13 protein-coding genes and 1 pseudogene are annotated in these 16,541 nt (G+C 60.8%); 9 read left to right on the forward strand and 5 right to left on the reverse strand.

What is annotated here, in order from left to right; translation table 11 throughout:
• Positions 1–9 precede the first annotated feature (9 nt).
• The 7 genes from KBP52_RS07130 to KBP52_RS07160 all read left to right on the forward strand — a co-directional run bounded on the left by KBP52_RS07130 (position 10) and on the right by KBP52_RS07160 (position 7,748).
• Complete coding sequence (locus tag KBP52_RS07130) at positions 10–1,011, forward strand: polysaccharide deacetylase family protein (RefSeq protein ID WP_212622475.1); 1,002 nt, start codon at positions 10–12, stop codon at positions 1,009–1,011.
• Positions 1,008–2,315, forward strand: a complete 1,308-nt coding sequence (locus tag KBP52_RS07135) for an oligosaccharide flippase family protein (protein ID WP_212622476.1) — start codon at positions 1,008–1,010, stop codon at positions 2,313–2,315. The genes KBP52_RS07130 and KBP52_RS07135 overlap by 4 nt, the downstream gene beginning before the upstream one ends.
• Entirely contained in the window at positions 2,312–4,231 is a 1,920-nt protein-coding gene (locus KBP52_RS07140) for a hypothetical protein (protein WP_212622477.1), read from the forward strand. Before KBP52_RS07135 ends, KBP52_RS07140 begins: the two co-directional genes overlap by 4 nt.
• A gap of 68 nt (positions 4,232–4,299) precedes the next feature.
• A complete protein-coding gene (locus KBP52_RS07145) occupies positions 4,300–4,989 on the forward strand; it encodes an N-acetyltransferase (RefSeq protein WP_212623113.1) in 690 nt (229 codons plus the stop codon).
• A 4-nt stretch (positions 4,990–4,993) separates the two neighbouring features.
• Positions 4,994–6,178 carry a GNAT family N-acetyltransferase gene (locus KBP52_RS07150; RefSeq protein ID WP_116031385.1) on the forward strand — a complete coding sequence of 395 codons (1,185 nt, stop codon included), beginning with the start codon at positions 4,994–4,996 and terminating at the stop codon, positions 6,176–6,178.
• On the forward strand, positions 6,150–6,941 hold the full coding sequence (locus KBP52_RS07155) for a ChbG/HpnK family deacetylase (protein WP_212622478.1): 792 nt from the start codon (positions 6,150–6,152) through the stop codon (positions 6,939–6,941). The genes KBP52_RS07150 and KBP52_RS07155 overlap by 29 nt, the downstream gene beginning before the upstream one ends.
• A 114-nt stretch (positions 6,942–7,055) precedes the next feature.
• On the forward strand, positions 7,056–7,748 hold the full coding sequence (locus tag KBP52_RS07160; protein ID WP_212622479.1) for an N-acetyltransferase: 693 nt from the start codon (positions 7,056–7,058) through the stop codon (positions 7,746–7,748).
• A gap of 127 nt (positions 7,749–7,875) precedes the next feature.
• Here the strand turns inward: KBP52_RS07160 and KBP52_RS07165 are convergent, their stop codons facing one another.
• Complete coding sequence (locus KBP52_RS07165) at positions 7,876–8,673, reverse strand: class I SAM-dependent methyltransferase (protein ID WP_212622480.1); 798 nt, start codon at positions 8,671–8,673, stop codon at positions 7,876–7,878.
• A 249-nt stretch (positions 8,674–8,922) separates the two neighbouring features.
• On the opposite strand from KBP52_RS07165, the pseudogene KBP52_RS07170 reads away from it, so the two are divergent.
• Together KBP52_RS07170 and KBP52_RS07175 are read left to right on the forward strand one after the other, a co-directional pair.
• A pseudogene (locus KBP52_RS07170) lies at positions 8,923–9,060 on the forward strand (transcriptional regulator); the annotation flags it as partial.
• A 98-nt stretch (positions 9,061–9,158) separates the two neighbouring features.
• Positions 9,159–9,506 carry a hypothetical protein gene (locus KBP52_RS07175; RefSeq protein WP_034152578.1) on the forward strand — a complete coding sequence of 116 codons (348 nt, stop codon included), beginning with the start codon at positions 9,159–9,161 and terminating at the stop codon, positions 9,504–9,506.
• 124 nt (positions 9,507–9,630) lie between these two features.
• Here the strand turns inward: KBP52_RS07175 and KBP52_RS07180 are convergent, their stop codons facing one another.
• The 4 genes from KBP52_RS07180 to KBP52_RS07195 form a co-directional block, all read right to left on the reverse strand.
• Complete coding sequence (locus KBP52_RS07180; RefSeq protein WP_212622482.1) at positions 9,631–11,061, reverse strand: sigma-54 dependent transcriptional regulator; 1,431 nt, start codon at positions 11,059–11,061, stop codon at positions 9,631–9,633.
• On the reverse strand, positions 11,030–12,523 hold the full coding sequence (locus KBP52_RS07185) for an ATP-binding protein (protein ID WP_116031395.1): 1,494 nt from the start codon (positions 12,521–12,523) through the stop codon (positions 11,030–11,032). Before KBP52_RS07185 ends, KBP52_RS07180 begins: the two co-directional genes overlap by 32 nt.
• A gap of 94 nt (positions 12,524–12,617) precedes the next feature.
• Positions 12,618–13,718, reverse strand: coding sequence for an SCO family protein (locus tag KBP52_RS07190; protein ID WP_077572097.1), 1,101 nt, complete (start codon positions 13,716–13,718; stop codon positions 12,618–12,620).
• Entirely contained in the window at positions 13,715–16,522 is a 2,808-nt protein-coding gene (locus KBP52_RS07195) for a multicopper oxidase domain-containing protein (RefSeq protein WP_212622483.1), read from the reverse strand. The genes KBP52_RS07190 and KBP52_RS07195 overlap by 4 nt, the downstream gene beginning before the upstream one ends.
• Positions 16,523–16,541: the final 19 nt, after the last annotated feature.

The following is a 16,541-nucleotide window of genomic DNA, read 5'->3' on the forward strand; positions in this document are numbered from 1 at the left end:
AGCGAAGCCATGGCGATCAAACAATTACTAAAACGCACCAGTGGCTGGCTCTATCTCAACTCGTCCATGGGCCGCAACCAATTGCAGGGCGCCGGGGTGATTCTGATGCTGCATCGGGTGCTGTCGAACGACCGCGCCGCCGACCTGCCGCACCGCAACGAACTGTGCGTCGGGCCGAAAGCCTTCGAGCATTTGCTGGTGTGGCTGCGCAAACATTTCGATTGCGTACCGCTGATGGAAATCCTTCAGCCCAATTCGCTGCGCACCGAGCGCCCACGAGTGGCTCTGACCTTCGACGATGGCTGGCGCGACAACGCGGTCAACGCTTTTCCGCTGCTGCAGAAGCATCAAGTGCCGGCGAGCATTTTTCTTTCCACCGATTTCATCGGCAGCCGTCAGCGCTTCTGGTGGGAAAGCCTCGGTGAAACCCTGTGGGGCAGCCATGGCGACAAGGCGCGGATGCACCTGATCGAATGTCTCCATGCCCTGCATCACCCGTTGCCGGTGCTGCTTGATGACATCGACGTCGACCGTCGCAGCCTGGCGCTGCTGCATTACCTGCAAAGTCTGAAGTCGATTGACCCGCAGGAGCTGGAACGGCTGACCGATGAATGCCCGCAAGAGTCGCAACCGCAGGCGCTGGATTGGCATCAGGTGCGCGCGCTGGAAGCCTCCGGCCTCGTGCGTTTCGGCCCGCACGGCGCCAGTCACGCGATCCTCACCGGCCTTGACGATGTGCGCCTGGGCGAAGAAATCAGTCGCAGCCGCGATGCCCTGCACAACGGCTGCAACCGGCCATTGCCGGTGTATTGCTACCCCAATGGCGACAATGATGACCGCGTGCGCCAACAGATCGCCAGCCATGACTACCCGTTTGCGCTGGGCACCGGCACCGGCATTTATCGTGGCGAAGGCGACCCGCTGAACCTGCCGCGCTTCGGTGTCAGTCAGCGCACCGCGCGTAATCCGGAGTTGCTGTCGTGGCGGATTTTTCGCGGGGCGCGGCTATGAGCCGAAGTAACTATCTCAAGCATCTGGCGCTGAGCATGGGCACCAAACTGGCGATGATCGCCCTGCGTTTGCTGCGCAATGTGCTGCTGGCGCGGATTCTCGGGCCGAGCGAGCGAGGGCTGTTTGCGCTGCTCAGCACGTTGCCGGACTTGATCAGCGCCGCCACCAGCGGCGGGCTGAATTCAGCGGTCGGTTATCAAGCGGCCAAGCAACGGCCGATGGGCTTGTTGCTCAGTCAGGTGTTGGTGTTCGGTTGTTTGCTGGCGGCGTTGCTGACCTTGCTGGTGGTGGCGTTGGTGCGCGAATTCGGCACTGAGCTGGATGTGACGATGCAGCTCGGCTTGCTCGCCTGGTTGTTGCTGCTGGCGGTCCCGCTGACCGTACTGAAAAGCGGCTTGCTGACGCTGCACAACGCCTCCGGTGGTGTGGTTGCGTTCAACGCCTTGCGTCTGGTCGAATCGCTGGCGCCGTTGTTGCTGTTTCTCGCGCTGTTCTGGATGTGGAAAAGCGCCGCCCTCGAAGCCGCATTGATCAGTTGGCTGGCCGGCATCAGTCTGGTGGTGCTGGTCGGTTGGGTCTGGCTCAAACGCGCGCAGCCGTTGCAACTGCAATGGGACCGCGCCAGCCAGAAAGAACTGCTGCGCTACAGCGCGCGCAGCCATCCCGATCTGCTGTTCCAGCAAGTGATCCTGCGCTCGGATTATCTGTTTATCGGCGCCCTGCTCGGCAGCACCGCCCTTGGTCATTACGCCATGGCCAGCGCGGCCGCCGAGCTGCTGCTGATCGTCCCGGAAGCGGTGACCACACCGCTGATGAAACGCCTGCTGCAACAGGACGAAGGCATGGACAAGGTCACGCCGCTGGCCCTGCGCCTGACGGCCACGGTGATGCTCGGCGCCTGCCTGACCATGGCGGTGATTGGCGAGTGGCTGATCGTCACCTTGTTCGGTGCAGCGTACCAACCGGCGTATCCGGCGCTGCTGGCATTGCTGCCGGGGCTGTTGGGCCTGTGCTACGCGAGCATTTTGCGTCTCGACCTGCTCGGCAAGAATCGCCCAGGCACGGTGTCGTTGCTGATGGGCTTGGGTGCCCTGCTCAATCTGGCATTAAACCTGGTGATGATTCCCGCTTACGGCATCGTCGGCGCAGCGGCGGCTTCGTCGATTGCCTATCTGGCGGTGACCGTGGCGATGCTGGTGCTTTACTGCCGTCTGAGCGGCGTGCCGTTCTGGCAAACGCTGATCATCCTGCCCCGCGATGTCACGCCGATGTGGCTGATGTTGCAACGCCGGAAAACCGCATGAAAGGCCTGGCCCTGCTGCTCGGTCTCGGCCTGTCGCTGGACGCCTTCGCCGCGTCGATGCGTTGGGGCGAGATCCGTGACGGCAGTCTGTACCTGCAAGCCGATCGCCCCGATACGGTGACCGTGCGCTGGACACCAGCGTGGCAGGCAGACGCCAACGAAGAGCATCTGTATCTGCTCGACGGCCAAGGCAAACTGGCAGGCGATCGGTTCATCAAGGCCAGTGAAGTGCGTGGCAGCCAGAGCTGGCCACTGTTGCCCGGTGCGGCCAGTTATCGACTGGAGATTCCCGGCTACAGCTTTCGCAATTATCGCGTCGAACACGACGAGCGCACGGTCGCGTTGTTCGCCCCGGCGAGAGTGCATTTCAGCGCCGATACGCACAATGGCGACGCGTTGTATTTCAAGATTGCGCCGGGTGAACACGCGGTGCTGGCGGGCAAGTTTCATGGTGGTGTCAGTGGTTTGCAGGCGCAGCGGGTCGGCGATGAGCAGCAACTGACGCTGGCATTGAAACCGTATCGCGCCTATTGGCAGTTCGATCAAGTTGCCCTGCCCGTCAGCGAACGCGAACAGGTCTGGCGCCTGCGTCTGCAAGGCAGCGGCAAAGCGGCGTTCTGGCTCGATGGCACAGCCAACCTGTTCGCCCAGACACCACAACAACTGAAACCGCTGCGTGAAGACGCCGGCCAGACACGTCTGGTGTTGCACGAAAAAATCCTCGGGCGCACGCCGGATCTGGGCATTGCCCTGCCCTACGTGATGCCGCCGCCCGCCAGTCATGCTGCGCTGGATGCGCTGAAACCGAGCGCCGCGAGTTACTACAGCTTTGTTGATGTGACGGCGAAGAATGCGCATTTCGAAGACGCGTTCCGTCAGGTGTATCAGGAGCGTTTCGGCATCAAGCAGGACATCACCCTGCTGGCCGGCAGTCAGCGTCAGGCCGATCTGCGCGCCGATGTGCAGAGCAACAGCGGCCTCGATGCGTGGCTGGCCGGCACCCGCGCGCTCGGCGGCAAAGGCACGCACTACATCGGTTTTGCCGACGAGCCGAACCTCAACTATTCCAGCTACGCGCAGTATCAAGCGATTTTCGCCAGCATGGCCCGGCAGGTGCGCAGTGATCCGGCGAATGCCAAGGCTGGCGTGCGCATTGCCATGCCGGCCAGTTCGCGACTGGTCAACGGGCCATTTGCCAATAACGCGGCAGACAAACGTGGCATCGACTGGGCGCGGCGCTTGCTCAGCGAATCCGGCGATCAGGTCGATGCACTGGCGTGGCACGAATGGATGATCCGCGATTTGCTCGCCACCCGCGTGTATCGCGACAGCGTGCGCCGCGCCGCCGAACTGGTCGGCCTCGACGGCAAAGGCCAGCCGCGCAAAGCCTTGCTGCTCGACCAGACCAACCTGTCCAGCGGCTCCAGCCTCAGCCCCTACGATCAGGAAACCCACTACGCTTCGCTGTGGTGGGCGTCGGTGGTGATCAACGCTTCGCAGGACGGCTTGCTGAGCATGCTCAACTGGTTCCAGGCCGCCGATGAGCCGCAGTATCCCAAGGGCATGTTGCGGATCTTGGGCGGCGATCGTTTCGAGCTGAAACCGGTCGGTCTGGCCCAGCAGTTCATTGCCCAGCACTGGCTGCATCGGGTGCTGTGGCTGGAAAACGATGCCTTCGAAGTCGATGTGCTGGCGATGGCCGGCGACGATCAGCGCGGCCTGCTCGGGGTGAACAAAGGCACGCGTTTGCAACGGGTGGACCTGAGCGGCGCCAAATGCCCGCTGAACAACGGCGCCCTGCGCTACTTCGGTGCTGACAATCGCAGTCGCGACGCGCCATTTACCTGCCAGGACGGGCGTGTGCGTTTCGAGCTGCCGGGGCAAACCCTTTTCGCCCTCGGCTGGAACGCTTCATGAACCGTCCGTTGATGTTCAGCCGCGCAGCCCTGTGCCCGCGCGATGCCTCGTCATCAGGAGCCAAGACCATGAACATGCTGAGCAAACTGACTGAAAATCTGCGGCAGAAAGGACTCACTGCCACCGTCAAGAAAGCCTGGAAACACTACATTTTTTCCCATCAGGAACTGCTGTGGATGGAACGCGACCTGGTCAGCCCGGTGCCTCCGCACAGTCTCAAACCCTACCCGCCGTTGCGGGTGGTGAAGATCACGGCGGACAACGCCAGCGCCTTCGCCCGCTACTTCGGCGACCGTGTCGGCACCATGGCCGAGCTGGCCAGCGAAGGTCACACCGGGCACATGCACCTGGACGATCAGGGCGACGCCGTGGCGTTTATCTGGGGCAGCTCGCGGGACTATTTCGACCGGCATTACTACGGCTGCATGTTCCCGGTGAAACCCGGCGAGTTCTTCGAATTCGGCGGTGAGCTGACCCGCGCCTATTGGGGCACCGAGCTGTCGGTGGATCTGCAACTGGAGCTGTGGAAAGCCATGGCCGCGCAAGGTTGCGACAAGGTTGTCGACGTCTGCGAATTCCACAACATCCCGGCGCTCAAGCTGCACTTGCGCATGGGCTACACCGAGCAGAACCGCATCATGAATGTGTACACCTTGTTCGGTCGCTGGCGTTTCTACCGCGAAAGCCGCTACAGCGGTTCGCGTCTGGATGCGCTGCGCAAACCTTCCCGTCCACCCGTAACAGCCACGGCGGCCTGAGCTTATGGTGACGCGATTCGAATGGCGCACATCAATGTGCGCTGCCGATTTCCCGGAAGCAGCCTATGAAGCGCTGCGCCTGCGGGTGACGGACCACACGCCGTTCAACCACCTCGGTTGGTTGTGCGCGGCCGAGCAGGCTCTTGGCGAGGGTGAGCGTTTACACATCCTGCTGGGTTGGGAAGCAGACGAATTGCGTCTGTGTCTGCCGCTGGTGGCGAGTCGCGAGCGCTTTGCCGGCGTGCCGTTTCGGGTTCTGCATCACTTGGGATATCCGCTGGCCGATCGCTTGGCGTTGCTGTCGTTGCTTGGCGGCGAGGACATGCGTCAGGCGCTGAACGTGATTCGCCAACGCCTGCCCCACGCGCTGTTGCAGCTGAACGAATTATCCGAGCCTGCCGGTGAAGAAAGCGCGCTCACCGAGTGGATGGCGCGCAGCTCCACCGGTGAGCGACGGCTGAGTTGTCGGGTGCCGGTGCATCTGATCAGCGAGGCCGATCATCAGGAGGTCTCCGGCGACCCGCGTTACAAGCTGCGGCGCGCGCGCAAGCGGATTGCCGCGTGCGGTGCCGAAGTGCGGCGAATCACTCCCGATGCGCTGAGCATGGGGCCGCTGTTGCAGGTCATCAGCGAAGTCGAAGCGGTGAGCTGGAAAGGCGATGAAGGTGTGGGGATTTTCGCCAGCGAACGCAGCCGCCAACTGATCGAACGCGCCTTCACCGCCCTCGCCGGCCAAGGCCTGGTACGGGTGGTGACGCTGGAGTTGAACGGGCGCTGCATCAGCTATCGTCTCGGCCTGCTCGAACAGGGGCGACTCTACGATTACAACCTCGCCTTCCTGCCGCAATACGCCGACTTGGGCAGCGGCCGGGTGTTGCTGGAGGAATGGATTCGTTGGGGACTCGACGACAATTGGCGCTGGATCGATGCCTCGCGGGTCAGCCTGGAAAACTCCAGCCATCAACTGCATGAACGCATGACCGGGCAACTCGAGCACTGGCGCTGGAGTTTTTATTCCTGGCGCCCGAGTGGCCTCCTCCTCGGTCTGGGTTTGCGCCTGTGGCATCGACTCAAACCACACGTGCAGGCCTGGCGGGCACATCGTGCCGAACCAGCGAAACCTGTACTGAAACCTGTCGCGATCACTACGGAGGGCGAACATGCCTCGCCAAGTCATAGTCAACGCTGACGATTTCGGCCTCAGTCCGAACGAAAACTCGGTGATCTTCGCCGCGTTTCAGGCTGGGGTCATCAGTTCTGCCACCGCGATGGCCAACATGCCGGCGTTCGAAGCGGCGTGTGCCATGGCGCGGCATCCGACGTTGCAAGGTCGGGTCGGACTGCACTTCAACCTGACTTACGGACGACCACTGAGCCAGGGGATTCTGGCGCGTCGCACCTTTTGCGATGACTTCGGCGTGTTTGACCTCAGCCTGCCGCGCCACAGTTTCTGGCTGGGCCGCGAGGACCGTGAGGCGGTGCGTGAAGAGTTGCAGGCGCAGTGGCAGCGTTGCGTCGATCACGGCATGCGTCCCAGCCATATCGATTCGCATCAGCACGTGCACAACATCTGGCCGATCGGCGAGATTGTCGCGCGGTTTGCCGCGCATCAAGGGGTGCCGGTACGACTGGCGCGCAACCTGGGGCAGAACCTCAATCTGCCCAAGCGCGTGTTCAAGGGGTTGCTCAATTGGCGTTTGCAGAATCTGGCCGGTGTCACCGCCGACTACGTGTGCACGCCAATCGACCTGCACAACGACAGCGCGCCGACCGACGGCGTGCTGGAAATCGTCGCCCACCCGACACAACTCGGCGCCGATTTTGGTGACGCCTATCTCAACCCCGAGCAATCCCTGAGCCGCGTGTTAGAGCTGCGGCTGGCGGGTATTCCACGGGTTTCCTACAGCGATCTGAACAAGGATTTTCTACGCGGTGCGACAGCACTCGACTGAGTTACATACCTTGCAATACTTTCCAAGATGGCACTTTGAAATGAATTGGCAAGGGTGATCTATACCCACCAAAGCACCATCCACAACACCCGGGCTTCGGCCACGGAGGGCAGCATGAGCATCATCGAAAAACTACAAGAACGCATCCGGCAAAAAGGCCTCGGCCGCACCTTCGGCACGTTGTGGAAACGCTACGTGTTCTTCCATTGGGAGCTGTTGTGGATGGAGCGTGACCTGGTCAGCCCGGTGCCACCGCACAAACTGCGCCCTTACGATGGACTGCGCAAAGTCGATATCACCCCGGAGAATGCCATCGCGTTCAGCAAGCATTTCGGTGACCGCGTCGAGACCATGGCCGAGCTGGCCACTGAGGGTCACACCGGGCACATGTACCTTGATGCCGACGGCCACGCCGTCGCGTTTATCTGGGGCAGCATTCGTGATTATCACGACCGTCACTATTACGGCTGCACCTTCCCGGTGAAGCCCGGTGAATTCTTTGAATTCGGCGGCGAGATGACCCGTGCGTATTTCGGCAGCAGCCTGTCGGTGGACGTGCAGGTAGCACTGTGGGAGGCGATGGCGGCGCAGGGTTGCGACAAGGTGGTGGATGTTTGCGAGACGCACAATATTCCGGCGCTGAAGCTGCATATCCGCATGGGCTACCACGAGCAGGGTCGTGTGATGCACGTGTATTGCCTGTTCGGGCGCTGGAAGTTTTTCCGCGAAACGCGGTATCAGGGTTCGCGGCTGGAACCGCTGCGCAAACCGGGGCGGCCGGTGGTGAGTGCGGCGGCGCAGGCTTGAGTCAAACTCAAGATATCTGGCGATAGTCAGGCCGTCTTCGCGAGCAGGCTCACTCCTACAGGGGAATGCATTCCAAATGTAGGAGTGAGCCTGCTCGCGATGAGGCCGCTAGCCGCGCTGATTATCTTCAGGCCTTGCTGGCAACCAGGGTAAAACACATCGGCATCTGCGCTCGCTGATTCAGATACCGGTCATACACCTCTTCCCGATTCGAATGCGCATACTCCTTGAAGTGCGCAACATTCAGCCCCGCCGCAATCGCGCCACTGAAAATATCCCCCAGCGTATGCACAAACCAGTACGACTTCGCCGCCTGCTGTTCAACCTTGCCGACATACACAATCGGCTCCTCCTGCACAAACGGCTCGGTGCGGAAGTACGAACTGGCGAGCTGATACGGATCTTCCGCATTCGGGTCGACCATTTCCAGAAACGGATGGGTTTCGTAGATCACCAGTTTGCCACCCGGTTTCAGGGTCGAGGCGACATGGCGGAAAAACTCGCCGATGTCCGGCATCCAGTTCAAAACACCAATAGTGATCAGCGCCACATCGAAGCGATTGTGCAAAGACGCTGGCAAATGATGGATATCGCTTTCGATGAACTCGGCGTTGTGCGGTGAACGCTTGTTCAGTTCGCGCGCCTGATCGAGAAACGCCGCCGATTGATCGACACCGACCACGCGTCTGGCACCGAGCGCAAACAGTGAGAGACTCTCACGGCCATTATTGCAGCCCAGTTGAATCACCTCTTTGCCATCGACCTCCAGCAACCCGCTCAGGGTCTCGTCAAGGCAAGAGAAATCCGCCTGCGCGACCTCGCCGAGCAAAGCCTGCCAGTCAGGCGAATCCTGATGATGGCGGGCGGAATCGTTCCACGCCTGACGATTGCTTTCGATGGCGGTTTTATTGTTGGGCACTTCCATGGCGCACTCCGGACGATGCTCGTGATTGAGCGGATCCGAGTCTAGATCAGCCCGGCAATTGCGGTTGTTGCAAACTTGTAAGCCAATTCCTGCGGCAGCTCCTACATATCAGGGTGTTCTGGCCTACAAATGTCGGCGAATTATCAAAACAGATAAAGGACACGGCTGACTATTCAACTCTGCTCACGTGGATACCCTCACAAAGCGCAGTCATCCGACGCGCACAAAAATGGCTAAGGAGGCTTAACCATGAGCCAGACTTTGACGAATTTCGACGTGATAGCACTGCTGGACAGTGACGAAGCCATCAACGAATACATGTCTCAGGTTCTTGCAAATGGGGATAACGAAGAGTTTCTTTGCGCAATCGGCTATGTGCTCAAGGCCTGCGCACAACCGGAGCATGTGATCAATCACCCGGTTGTTTGAATGTCGGGCAGCTATAGTTAATAGCCTTGGGGAAAACCGCACTCGCAGGTGCCGCCATGCATATGTTCGCTCGGCTGTTGTTGACTGGTTGTCTACTTGCTGCCACACAGGCGCAAGCGCTGGACAGCAATTTCAATTATTACGGGCCCAACCAGCCCTTCGCCCACCCTGCCCCGTATTCACTGAGTTCCACGCCGCCCAAACCTTACGACGATACGGCGCCACAGGATTTTGTGGTGATCCCGGGTGACCATGAGTTCTACGATTCGCAACTGCCGACCGTGGCGGATGCGACGGTGCGGGTGTTTATCCGCACGTACGATGCCGAGCGCGGGATTTATGTGAATGACGAGGTGCTGGATCCGGGTTGTTTGCTGGAGTGTTTGAGTCGGCAGCAGCATTGATCCGGCACCTCCGATCCCTTGTAGGAGTGAGCCTGCTCGCGATAGCGGTGTGTCAGCAATAAAGAGGTCGACTGACGCACCGCTATCGCGAGCAGGCTCACTCCTACAGGGGATCGGTGGCGGGTTACCACTGGCGTTTATCCGGGCGGGCCAGGCCGAGTTTTTCGATGCGGTAGCGCAGCATGTCGCGGCTCAGGCCCAGCAGGCGCGCGGACTTGGTGACGTTCCAGTCGGTCTTGTCGAGCATCTTGCGCACCATGTCGCGCTCGACTTCCGGCAGGTTCATCGATTCGGTGTTGCTCGCCGGGCGCGGTTCGTAGTGCATGGGTGCTTCATGAATATGCAGCGGCGGCTCGTCGACCAGGCTCATGCACACATTGAGCTGATGCGCGGCGATGGTGTCGCTCGGCGCCAGCAACACGGTCTGCTCAAGCATGTTGCGCAATTCGCGCACGTTGCCCGGCCAGGTGTAACTGAGCAACAACTCTTCGGCCTGCTGACTGAAATGCAGATTCGGTTTGCCATAGCGTTTGCCATGACTGGCGAGGAAGTGCCGCGCCAACAGCAAAATATCGTCGCCCCGGGCAAACAGGCGCGGCACTTTGATCGAAATGATCCGCAAACGGAAAAACAGATCGCGACGGAATTTACCCTGCTGCACCATCTGCTCAAGGTTGCAATTGGTCGCACTGATCACCCGCAGATTGACCTTGCGCTCCTTCACCGAGCCGACGCGGCGAATGGTGCGGTCCTCCAGCAACTTCAAAATCTTTGCCTGTAACAACAGGTCCATTTCACCAATCTCATCGAGAAACAGCGTGCCGCCATCCGCCGCTTCCACCAGCCCGACCCGGCGATCCTTGGCGTCAGTGAACGCGCCTTTCTCATGCCCGAACAGCTCCGACTCGACCAGATTCGACGGGATCGACGCACAGTTGAATTCAATGAACGGACCTTTGCTGCGCGGGCCGTCGAAGTGCAATGCGCGGGCCACCAACTCTTTGCCGGTGCCGGTCTCGCCTTCCACTAAAACGGGCGGCAGATCGGTGTTGGCCATGCGCCGCTCGGCGTCGAGCAACTGGCCGATGGTGTTTTTCAGATATTGCATCGGCGCCGAATCGCCAATCAGCGCCTGCACCCCTGATTTCTGTGCCTCGCGCTCCTGATAGAACGACAGTGTGCGCTCCATTCGTTCGGTGGCCAGGGCCTTGTCGAGGAGCAGTTTGAGTTCCTGCAGCGCGACCGGTTTGGTCACGTAATGAAAGGCGCCCTCCTTCATTGCCACCACGGCATCTTCGACGTTGCCGTAGCCGGTCATCATGATCACTTTCAGATCCGGCGCGCTGATGCGCAGCTTCTGGATCAGGTCGTGGCCGCTCATGCCCGGCAGCGAGTTGTCGGTCAGCACGATGTCAGGCATGAAGATTTCCAGTTGCGCCAACGCGTCTTCGGCCGAATGGCAGACGGTCACCTCGAAGTCCTTGCGCTCCAGGTAGGTCTGAATATTCTCGGCCAGCAGTTCGTCATCCTCGACCAGCAGAATGCTGTGTTCCATATTCCCCTCCCGATGCCACTTTGAAGTTGAGACTGACGCGGGTTCCTTCCTGCTCGCGGCTGGTCAGCACGACCGAACCTTCAAAACGCTCCATGATTCTTTTGACCAACGCCAGACCAACCCCGAGGCCGCCCTGTTTGGTTGTGAAAAACGGTTTGAACACCAACAGTTGCTGCTGCGCGCTCATGCCCTTGCCGGTGTCACTTACGGTCAGCCGCACGCGGTCAGGTTGCGGCGATTCGAATTCGACGCTGAGCACACCGCCCTTGGGCATGGCTTCGAGGGCGTTGGCAAACAGGCTATTGAGGATTTGCGTGAGTAGCACCTTTTGACTGACGACCGGCGCGCAATTCTGCGGACTGAATCGCACTTCGACATTGCAGCGTTTGATCAATGCTTCGAAGGCGCCAAAGGTGTCTTCGACCGCCATGACCAGATCCACCGCCTCGCCGTCGTCATTCATCGGCCGTAGCGATACCAGCAATTCGCGGACCCAGCGCGACATGCGATCGACCTGGCTGATGATGTCGCCAATGTTGCGCTGCGCGCCGGGGCTGGCCACTTCCTGGGCCAGTTCGGCGCTGGAGCGAATGGTTGCCAATGGATTGCGCAGACTGTGCGCCACCGCCGACGACATCTCGCCAAGGGCGACAAAGGTTTCGTTGCTGATCAATTGTTGCTGCTGGCTCTGCAGCAGTTTCGCCGCGCGGCGGACGATCCAGAACAAGGCGAGGAAGATCGCCGCGCCACCGAAACACGTCGCCGCCCAGATCGAGGCGAACCCACGGTCGATGCGGTCAACCAGATCCGCCGGCTCCTTGTAGATCTCGACCATGGCGATGACTTTGCTTTTATCGGCGTTGAACATCGGGATGTAGTTCTCGATGAACAGGTATTTCGGTTCGCGCAATAACTGCTGCTCGGGCTTCTCATCGTCGATCTTGTGGTAACTGGAGGACACCGCGACTTTCATCTCGAACGACTCGTCGAGCTCGTCGTCATCCTCGAATTTGACCCCGATCAGTTCCGGATTGGTCGACCAGATCACCGTGCGATCCAGCGCATACACGGTGGCCAAGAGAACGTCCGGCAGGTGCTCAACGTGGTCGAGAAACTCGGCGCGGGCCGCCGCATGGGCGCCCGGATCGACGTCGGGAAAGTTGTTGTCCTGGCGCGGGTCGAGCATTTCACCCATGGTGCGTGCCGGGGTGATACCGGCGTGGCGTATTTCCGCCGCGCCGATGGCCTGAACGAATTGCGCGGTCAGCAACGCATCGCGCTCAACGCTTTCGGTGACGACGAAGCGCGTGGAGATATAGCCAAGGCCCACCGCCACCGCGGCAATGATGAAAAAGCTCGCGAGCGAGAACCAGCGCAGCAGATTGAACTGTTCGCGCCAACTCTTGCCCATTGCCGCCGGCGTGTCCGGCGCAGATGTTTTTTGTGCTTCCAGTCGCTGCATGGGAGTGCCCTGGAGTTTTTGTATCGGGCCAGTTACAGCCATCAGTGTAGGTGGCTCTGACCACGACACACGGTTCAATGATGCTATTTCGCCGCTACCGCATCTGACTCACCGTCGCGGCTGGATCGCCCGGTTTTACTGGCGTCAAAGCGCCGTCGGCGACGGCCGGGGTGGACAGTTGCTGACGCTCGGTTTCATCACGGAGGAAATCGATGATCGACTGCGCGGATGCCTCGTCGAGCCGCAGGTTAGGCATCGGAATTCGCTCGAACTGTTCGTACAGTTGCAGGGCAATCGGGTCTTTTTCCGCGAGCAGGCGATCCGGTTCGCGAATCCAGCGGTTCAGCCATTTCGGATCTCGATTACGCGTTACACCAATCAGATCCGGGCCGATGCTGCGCATGCCAAGGCCCTGGCCATCCATTGGGCCGAGGCTGTGGCAGGAGGCGCAGCGGGTGCGGAACAGTTCTTCGCCATTGCTCGGCGGACGAATGTCCGGGGCATTGGCGTAGCTTTCTTCGATGCTCGGCTGCTTCCAGTTCTGCAAGGTGTTGGCCAGTTGATCGGCGAGGATCCACGGGTTTTCGAACGGCGAGGCTTTCATCCAGCGCCCGGTGGTCTGGTTGCCGACGATCAGGCTGAGGTTGTGATCCTTGCTGCGACCGTTGTCGACGCCTTCGATGAACAACCCGAGTTTCTTGCGCAGGTCGGTGACGTCTTCGAATTCGCCGGTGAGAAACTTCCAGCCGGGACCGACCTTGAAGCGCTGCGAATAGGCCTTGAGCACTTCGGGGGTGTCGCTGATCGGGTCGATGCTGATCGAGTAGAAAAAGATGTCCTGGCCGACCCGATCACCGAGCAGTTTCTGCACCTGGCGAAGGCGCGCGGTTTCCAAGGGGCAGGAATCGCTGCACGAGGTGAAGATGAAGTTGATCACCACCACTTTGTCTTTGATCAGGTCATCGAAGAAATGCACCTGCCGACCGTCCTGATCGGTCAGCAAGGTGTTGGGGAAATAGTCGCCACCCCACGGGGTGGCGGATTCACTGGCCGCAGGCGGTTCGCCGACGCTGGACTGGTGCGCCAGCAGCACGCGGCTGCCGAGCACACAGGCCACCAGCACCAGCACCAGGTGCATGCCCAGCGCCCGGGAGCGCGAGGTATGCACGGGGCGATCGCCGTGCCGGCGGTTCATGGCTTGACCACCACTTGAGGGCCCATACCGTCACCGTTGCGGAAGGTTGGCAGCGCGGCGGAGTTGACGTAGCGCACACCGTCCCAGCTCGGCAATGGGGTGGGCATCAGTTGCAGCTGACCGGGTTTTTCCAGGTCCCAACGCAGCAGCATCGAGTTGTCCTCATGCTGGGTGTTGTGACAGTGCTCCATGTACGTCCCGGCGAACTCGCGGAAGTTGATCGCCATCTCGACGCTGTCCAGGCCATCGGCTTCGGAACCGATCCGGTAGACGTCTTTGCGCGCCCATTTTTCCCACTCTGGCGGTGCCTTGCCGCCGCGGCTGAGGATGATGCCCTCTTCGAAGTGCACATGCACGGGGTGGCTCCAGCCCTTGCCGCCGGCCTTGATGTTCCACACTTCGAGGGTGCCGAACCCGGTGACACCGGCATCGGTCGGGCCACTGGACAGTTGCGTCGAAGCGTTCAGGCGACGCGGGTCCATGTGAAAGCCGAAACCGCCGTCAGTCTTGACCGTCCAAGGCGCTTCATCGGTGCCGTCGGAACGGCCGAAGGTGAAGGTGCGGTGGCGAGCCTTGGCCAGCAAGGCTTTATCGGCGGCGTTGTCGCGATGGAGTTTCAACGGGATCATCACTAGCCCTTCCGCCTTGCCCGGTTTCGCCGGTTCGTAGGCTGCCGGGTTCATCGCCAGATCCTGACCGGTGTAAGCTTTGACGTTGAGCTGCAAGACCTTGCCCACCGCCGGATCGCCTCTGTCCCATTGCGGCCCCTTGCTGGTCTGCTTGATCACCGCCAGGTATTTCTCCGACAGGATGTCGCCCAATGGAATGACCTCTTTGGGTCCCTTGCCGTCGTCGTGGGCCTGCAGGTTGACGAAGAACAGCTTGTCCCCCGGTTTGATGCCGTTTTTCGAGAAGTTGACGATGATGTCGAAGCGCTCGGCGATGCCCTGGGTCGGCAGGATCGCGTTGTGGTTCTGTTTATCGCCGTCGGCGTCGAGGTCCATGCTGCCGTCGAACGGTACGCTGTGTTCCATGATGTTGCCGTCGTTGGCGATCATGTGGAACGGCACGCGGCTGTACGTCAGGCCGGAGTTTTTCGGCCCCTGGAACTCGCCGCCGCTGCCTTTGATTTCGCGCACTAAAGCCAGTTTGAAGTAGCGCGACACCGAGCCATTGAGGATGCGGAAGCGATAGCTGCGTGCGCGTACATCGAGGGTCGGTTTCCACTGCCAGTTGACCAGGACCTGGTCACCGAGGAAGCCGTCGGTGTTGAACGGGTTGAACCACAACTGACCTTCCTGATCCCAGGCCTTGTCGGCGAACACCAGGTTGACGTCGTAGTCGCGGTTGCCCCACGGCAAGGCGCTGCCGCTGGGCAGACGCAGGTTGACGCCGTCGTTCACCGACTCGTTACCGCGATCCAGGGCGCTGTAGTAGTTCATCATCGCCGCGTTGCCCTTGTAGACGTTCTGCGCGGTGAAATCGAGCATGTGGTCGTGGAACCAGTGGGTGCTCATGGTCTCGCGCCAGTCGCCGCGGATCTTGATGGTGCCGTTGTCGCAGGTCTTCTTCGCCGGTGCGAGGTCGTTGACCCACAGGGTTTCACCCGGTGCGCAGGGGAACGCCGCGCGCGGGTCTTCAGCCTTGGTGTTGATGCTGTCGTAACCGGCGAGCTGGATCGGCCAGCGATAGTCATAGAACTGCCCCGGAAAGAAGAATGCGTTGGCATAGCCGTCGCTTTCTGCCGGCGCGTGACCGTTGTGCTCGTGGGTGCTGATGGTGTGCAAACCGAAACCACGGTTGGCCGACGGATCGATCGGCAAGCCGTTGTAGTGGCGCATCATCACCGGTTGGCCGTAACGCACCATCAACAGTTTCGGCGGCAGCGTGCCGTCGAAGGTCCACACTGCGTTGTGGTTTTGCACGGGCATGGCCGGGTGGAAACGCGGATCGACGCCTTTGGCGGTGCCATCGGTCGCCGGTACGCCAGCGACGTTGTGGTACAGGCCGCCGGGGCCGAACTCGCCCACGGCGTAATGGTGCATTTGCACGTTGTCACGCAAGCCACCATTGAGGCGCGCACCGGTTTGCGCGGTTTTGTAGGCGACTTGCGGGTAGAACTCGTTCCAGCGCTGATGGGCCCAGCCTTTTCCTGGCGGCCGCCCTTCAGCGGAGGAGCCGATGTGCCGGTTGAGGAACACTTCGATCTGCGCCTGCCACGGGTTGCGGTCGACCACGTTAGAGAATTGGCTGGGGAATGGCGTCAGCCCCGGTTGCCGCAGAAACGCATCGAGGGCGGTGCCGGGTGGTGCGCTGCGGGCGACATTATTCGGGTCCTGCGCGGGGGCCGGGCCAATCGCCGCCGGCGGAAATGGCAGCGGCGCGGCCGGGGTGGTCGGGTCGAGTTTTTCCGGGCCGAACTCTTCGAACAGGGTCAACTGCTGGGTGAACGGCTGCGCGCCATAGAGCGGGCTCGGCTTGCCGTTGGTGGGGTAGTTGAAACTGGTCTGCACGGACGGCGGCAGGACGTTTTCGATACGCGTTTCGGCACGGGTGCCTTTGACGCCGTCGGGCAAGTCGAAGGAGTCTTCGTTGGCCTCGGGCATGGTCAGGATGGCGTTGAGCGCCGTCGGTTCGTCTGCCGGCTCGTCGTAGTACGCCGACGGATCGGAGGTTTCAGGCTGTCGCTCGTCATCGATGGGGCTGGCGCGAACGCCGGCCATGGTGCCGAGGGTCAGCATCAGAAAGACGCTCAGCGGCGTCAGCAAGAAGGTATTGCTTGGGTTACGCGTTGTTCTGTCCATCACCAGCCGCCTCATCAAG

The organism is Pseudomonas sp. SCA2728.1_7, from assembly GCF_018138145.1.
Classification (GTDB): domain Bacteria; phylum Pseudomonadota; class Gammaproteobacteria; order Pseudomonadales; family Pseudomonadaceae; genus Aquipseudomonas; species Aquipseudomonas koreensis_A.

Coding starts and splice junctions, on each gene's coding strand:
- KBP52_RS07130 (WP_212622475.1), top strand. CDS start 10: ATGGCGATCAAACAATTACTAAAACGCACCAGTGGCTGGCTCTATCTC.
- KBP52_RS07135 (WP_212622476.1), top strand. CDS start 1,008: ATGAGCCGAAGTAACTATCTCAAGCATCTGGCGCTGAGCATGGGCACC.
- KBP52_RS07140 (WP_212622477.1), top strand. CDS start 2,312: ATGAAAGGCCTGGCCCTGCTGCTCGGTCTCGGCCTGTCGCTGGACGCC.
- KBP52_RS07145 (WP_212623113.1), top strand. CDS start 4,300: ATGAACATGCTGAGCAAACTGACTGAAAATCTGCGGCAGAAAGGACTC.
- KBP52_RS07150 (WP_116031385.1), top strand. CDS start 4,994: ATGGTGACGCGATTCGAATGGCGCACATCAATGTGCGCTGCCGATTTC.
- KBP52_RS07155 (WP_212622478.1), top strand. CDS start 6,150: ATGCCTCGCCAAGTCATAGTCAACGCTGACGATTTCGGCCTCAGTCCG.
- KBP52_RS07160 (WP_212622479.1), top strand. CDS start 7,056: ATGAGCATCATCGAAAAACTACAAGAACGCATCCGGCAAAAAGGCCTC.
- KBP52_RS07165 (WP_212622480.1), bottom strand. CDS start 8,673: ATGGAAGTGCCCAACAATAAAACCGCCATCGAAAGCAATCGTCAGGCG.
- KBP52_RS07175 (WP_034152578.1), top strand. CDS start 9,159: ATGCATATGTTCGCTCGGCTGTTGTTGACTGGTTGTCTACTTGCTGCC.
- KBP52_RS07180 (WP_212622482.1), bottom strand. CDS start 11,061: ATGGAACACAGCATTCTGCTGGTCGAGGATGACGAACTGCTGGCCGAG.
- KBP52_RS07185 (WP_116031395.1), bottom strand. CDS start 12,523: ATGCAGCGACTGGAAGCACAAAAAACATCTGCGCCGGACACGCCGGCG.
- KBP52_RS07190 (WP_077572097.1), bottom strand. CDS start 13,718: ATGAACCGCCGGCACGGCGATCGCCCCGTGCATACCTCGCGCTCCCGG.
- KBP52_RS07195 (WP_212622483.1), bottom strand. CDS start 16,522: ATGGACAGAACAACGCGTAACCCAAGCAATACCTTCTTGCTGACGCCG.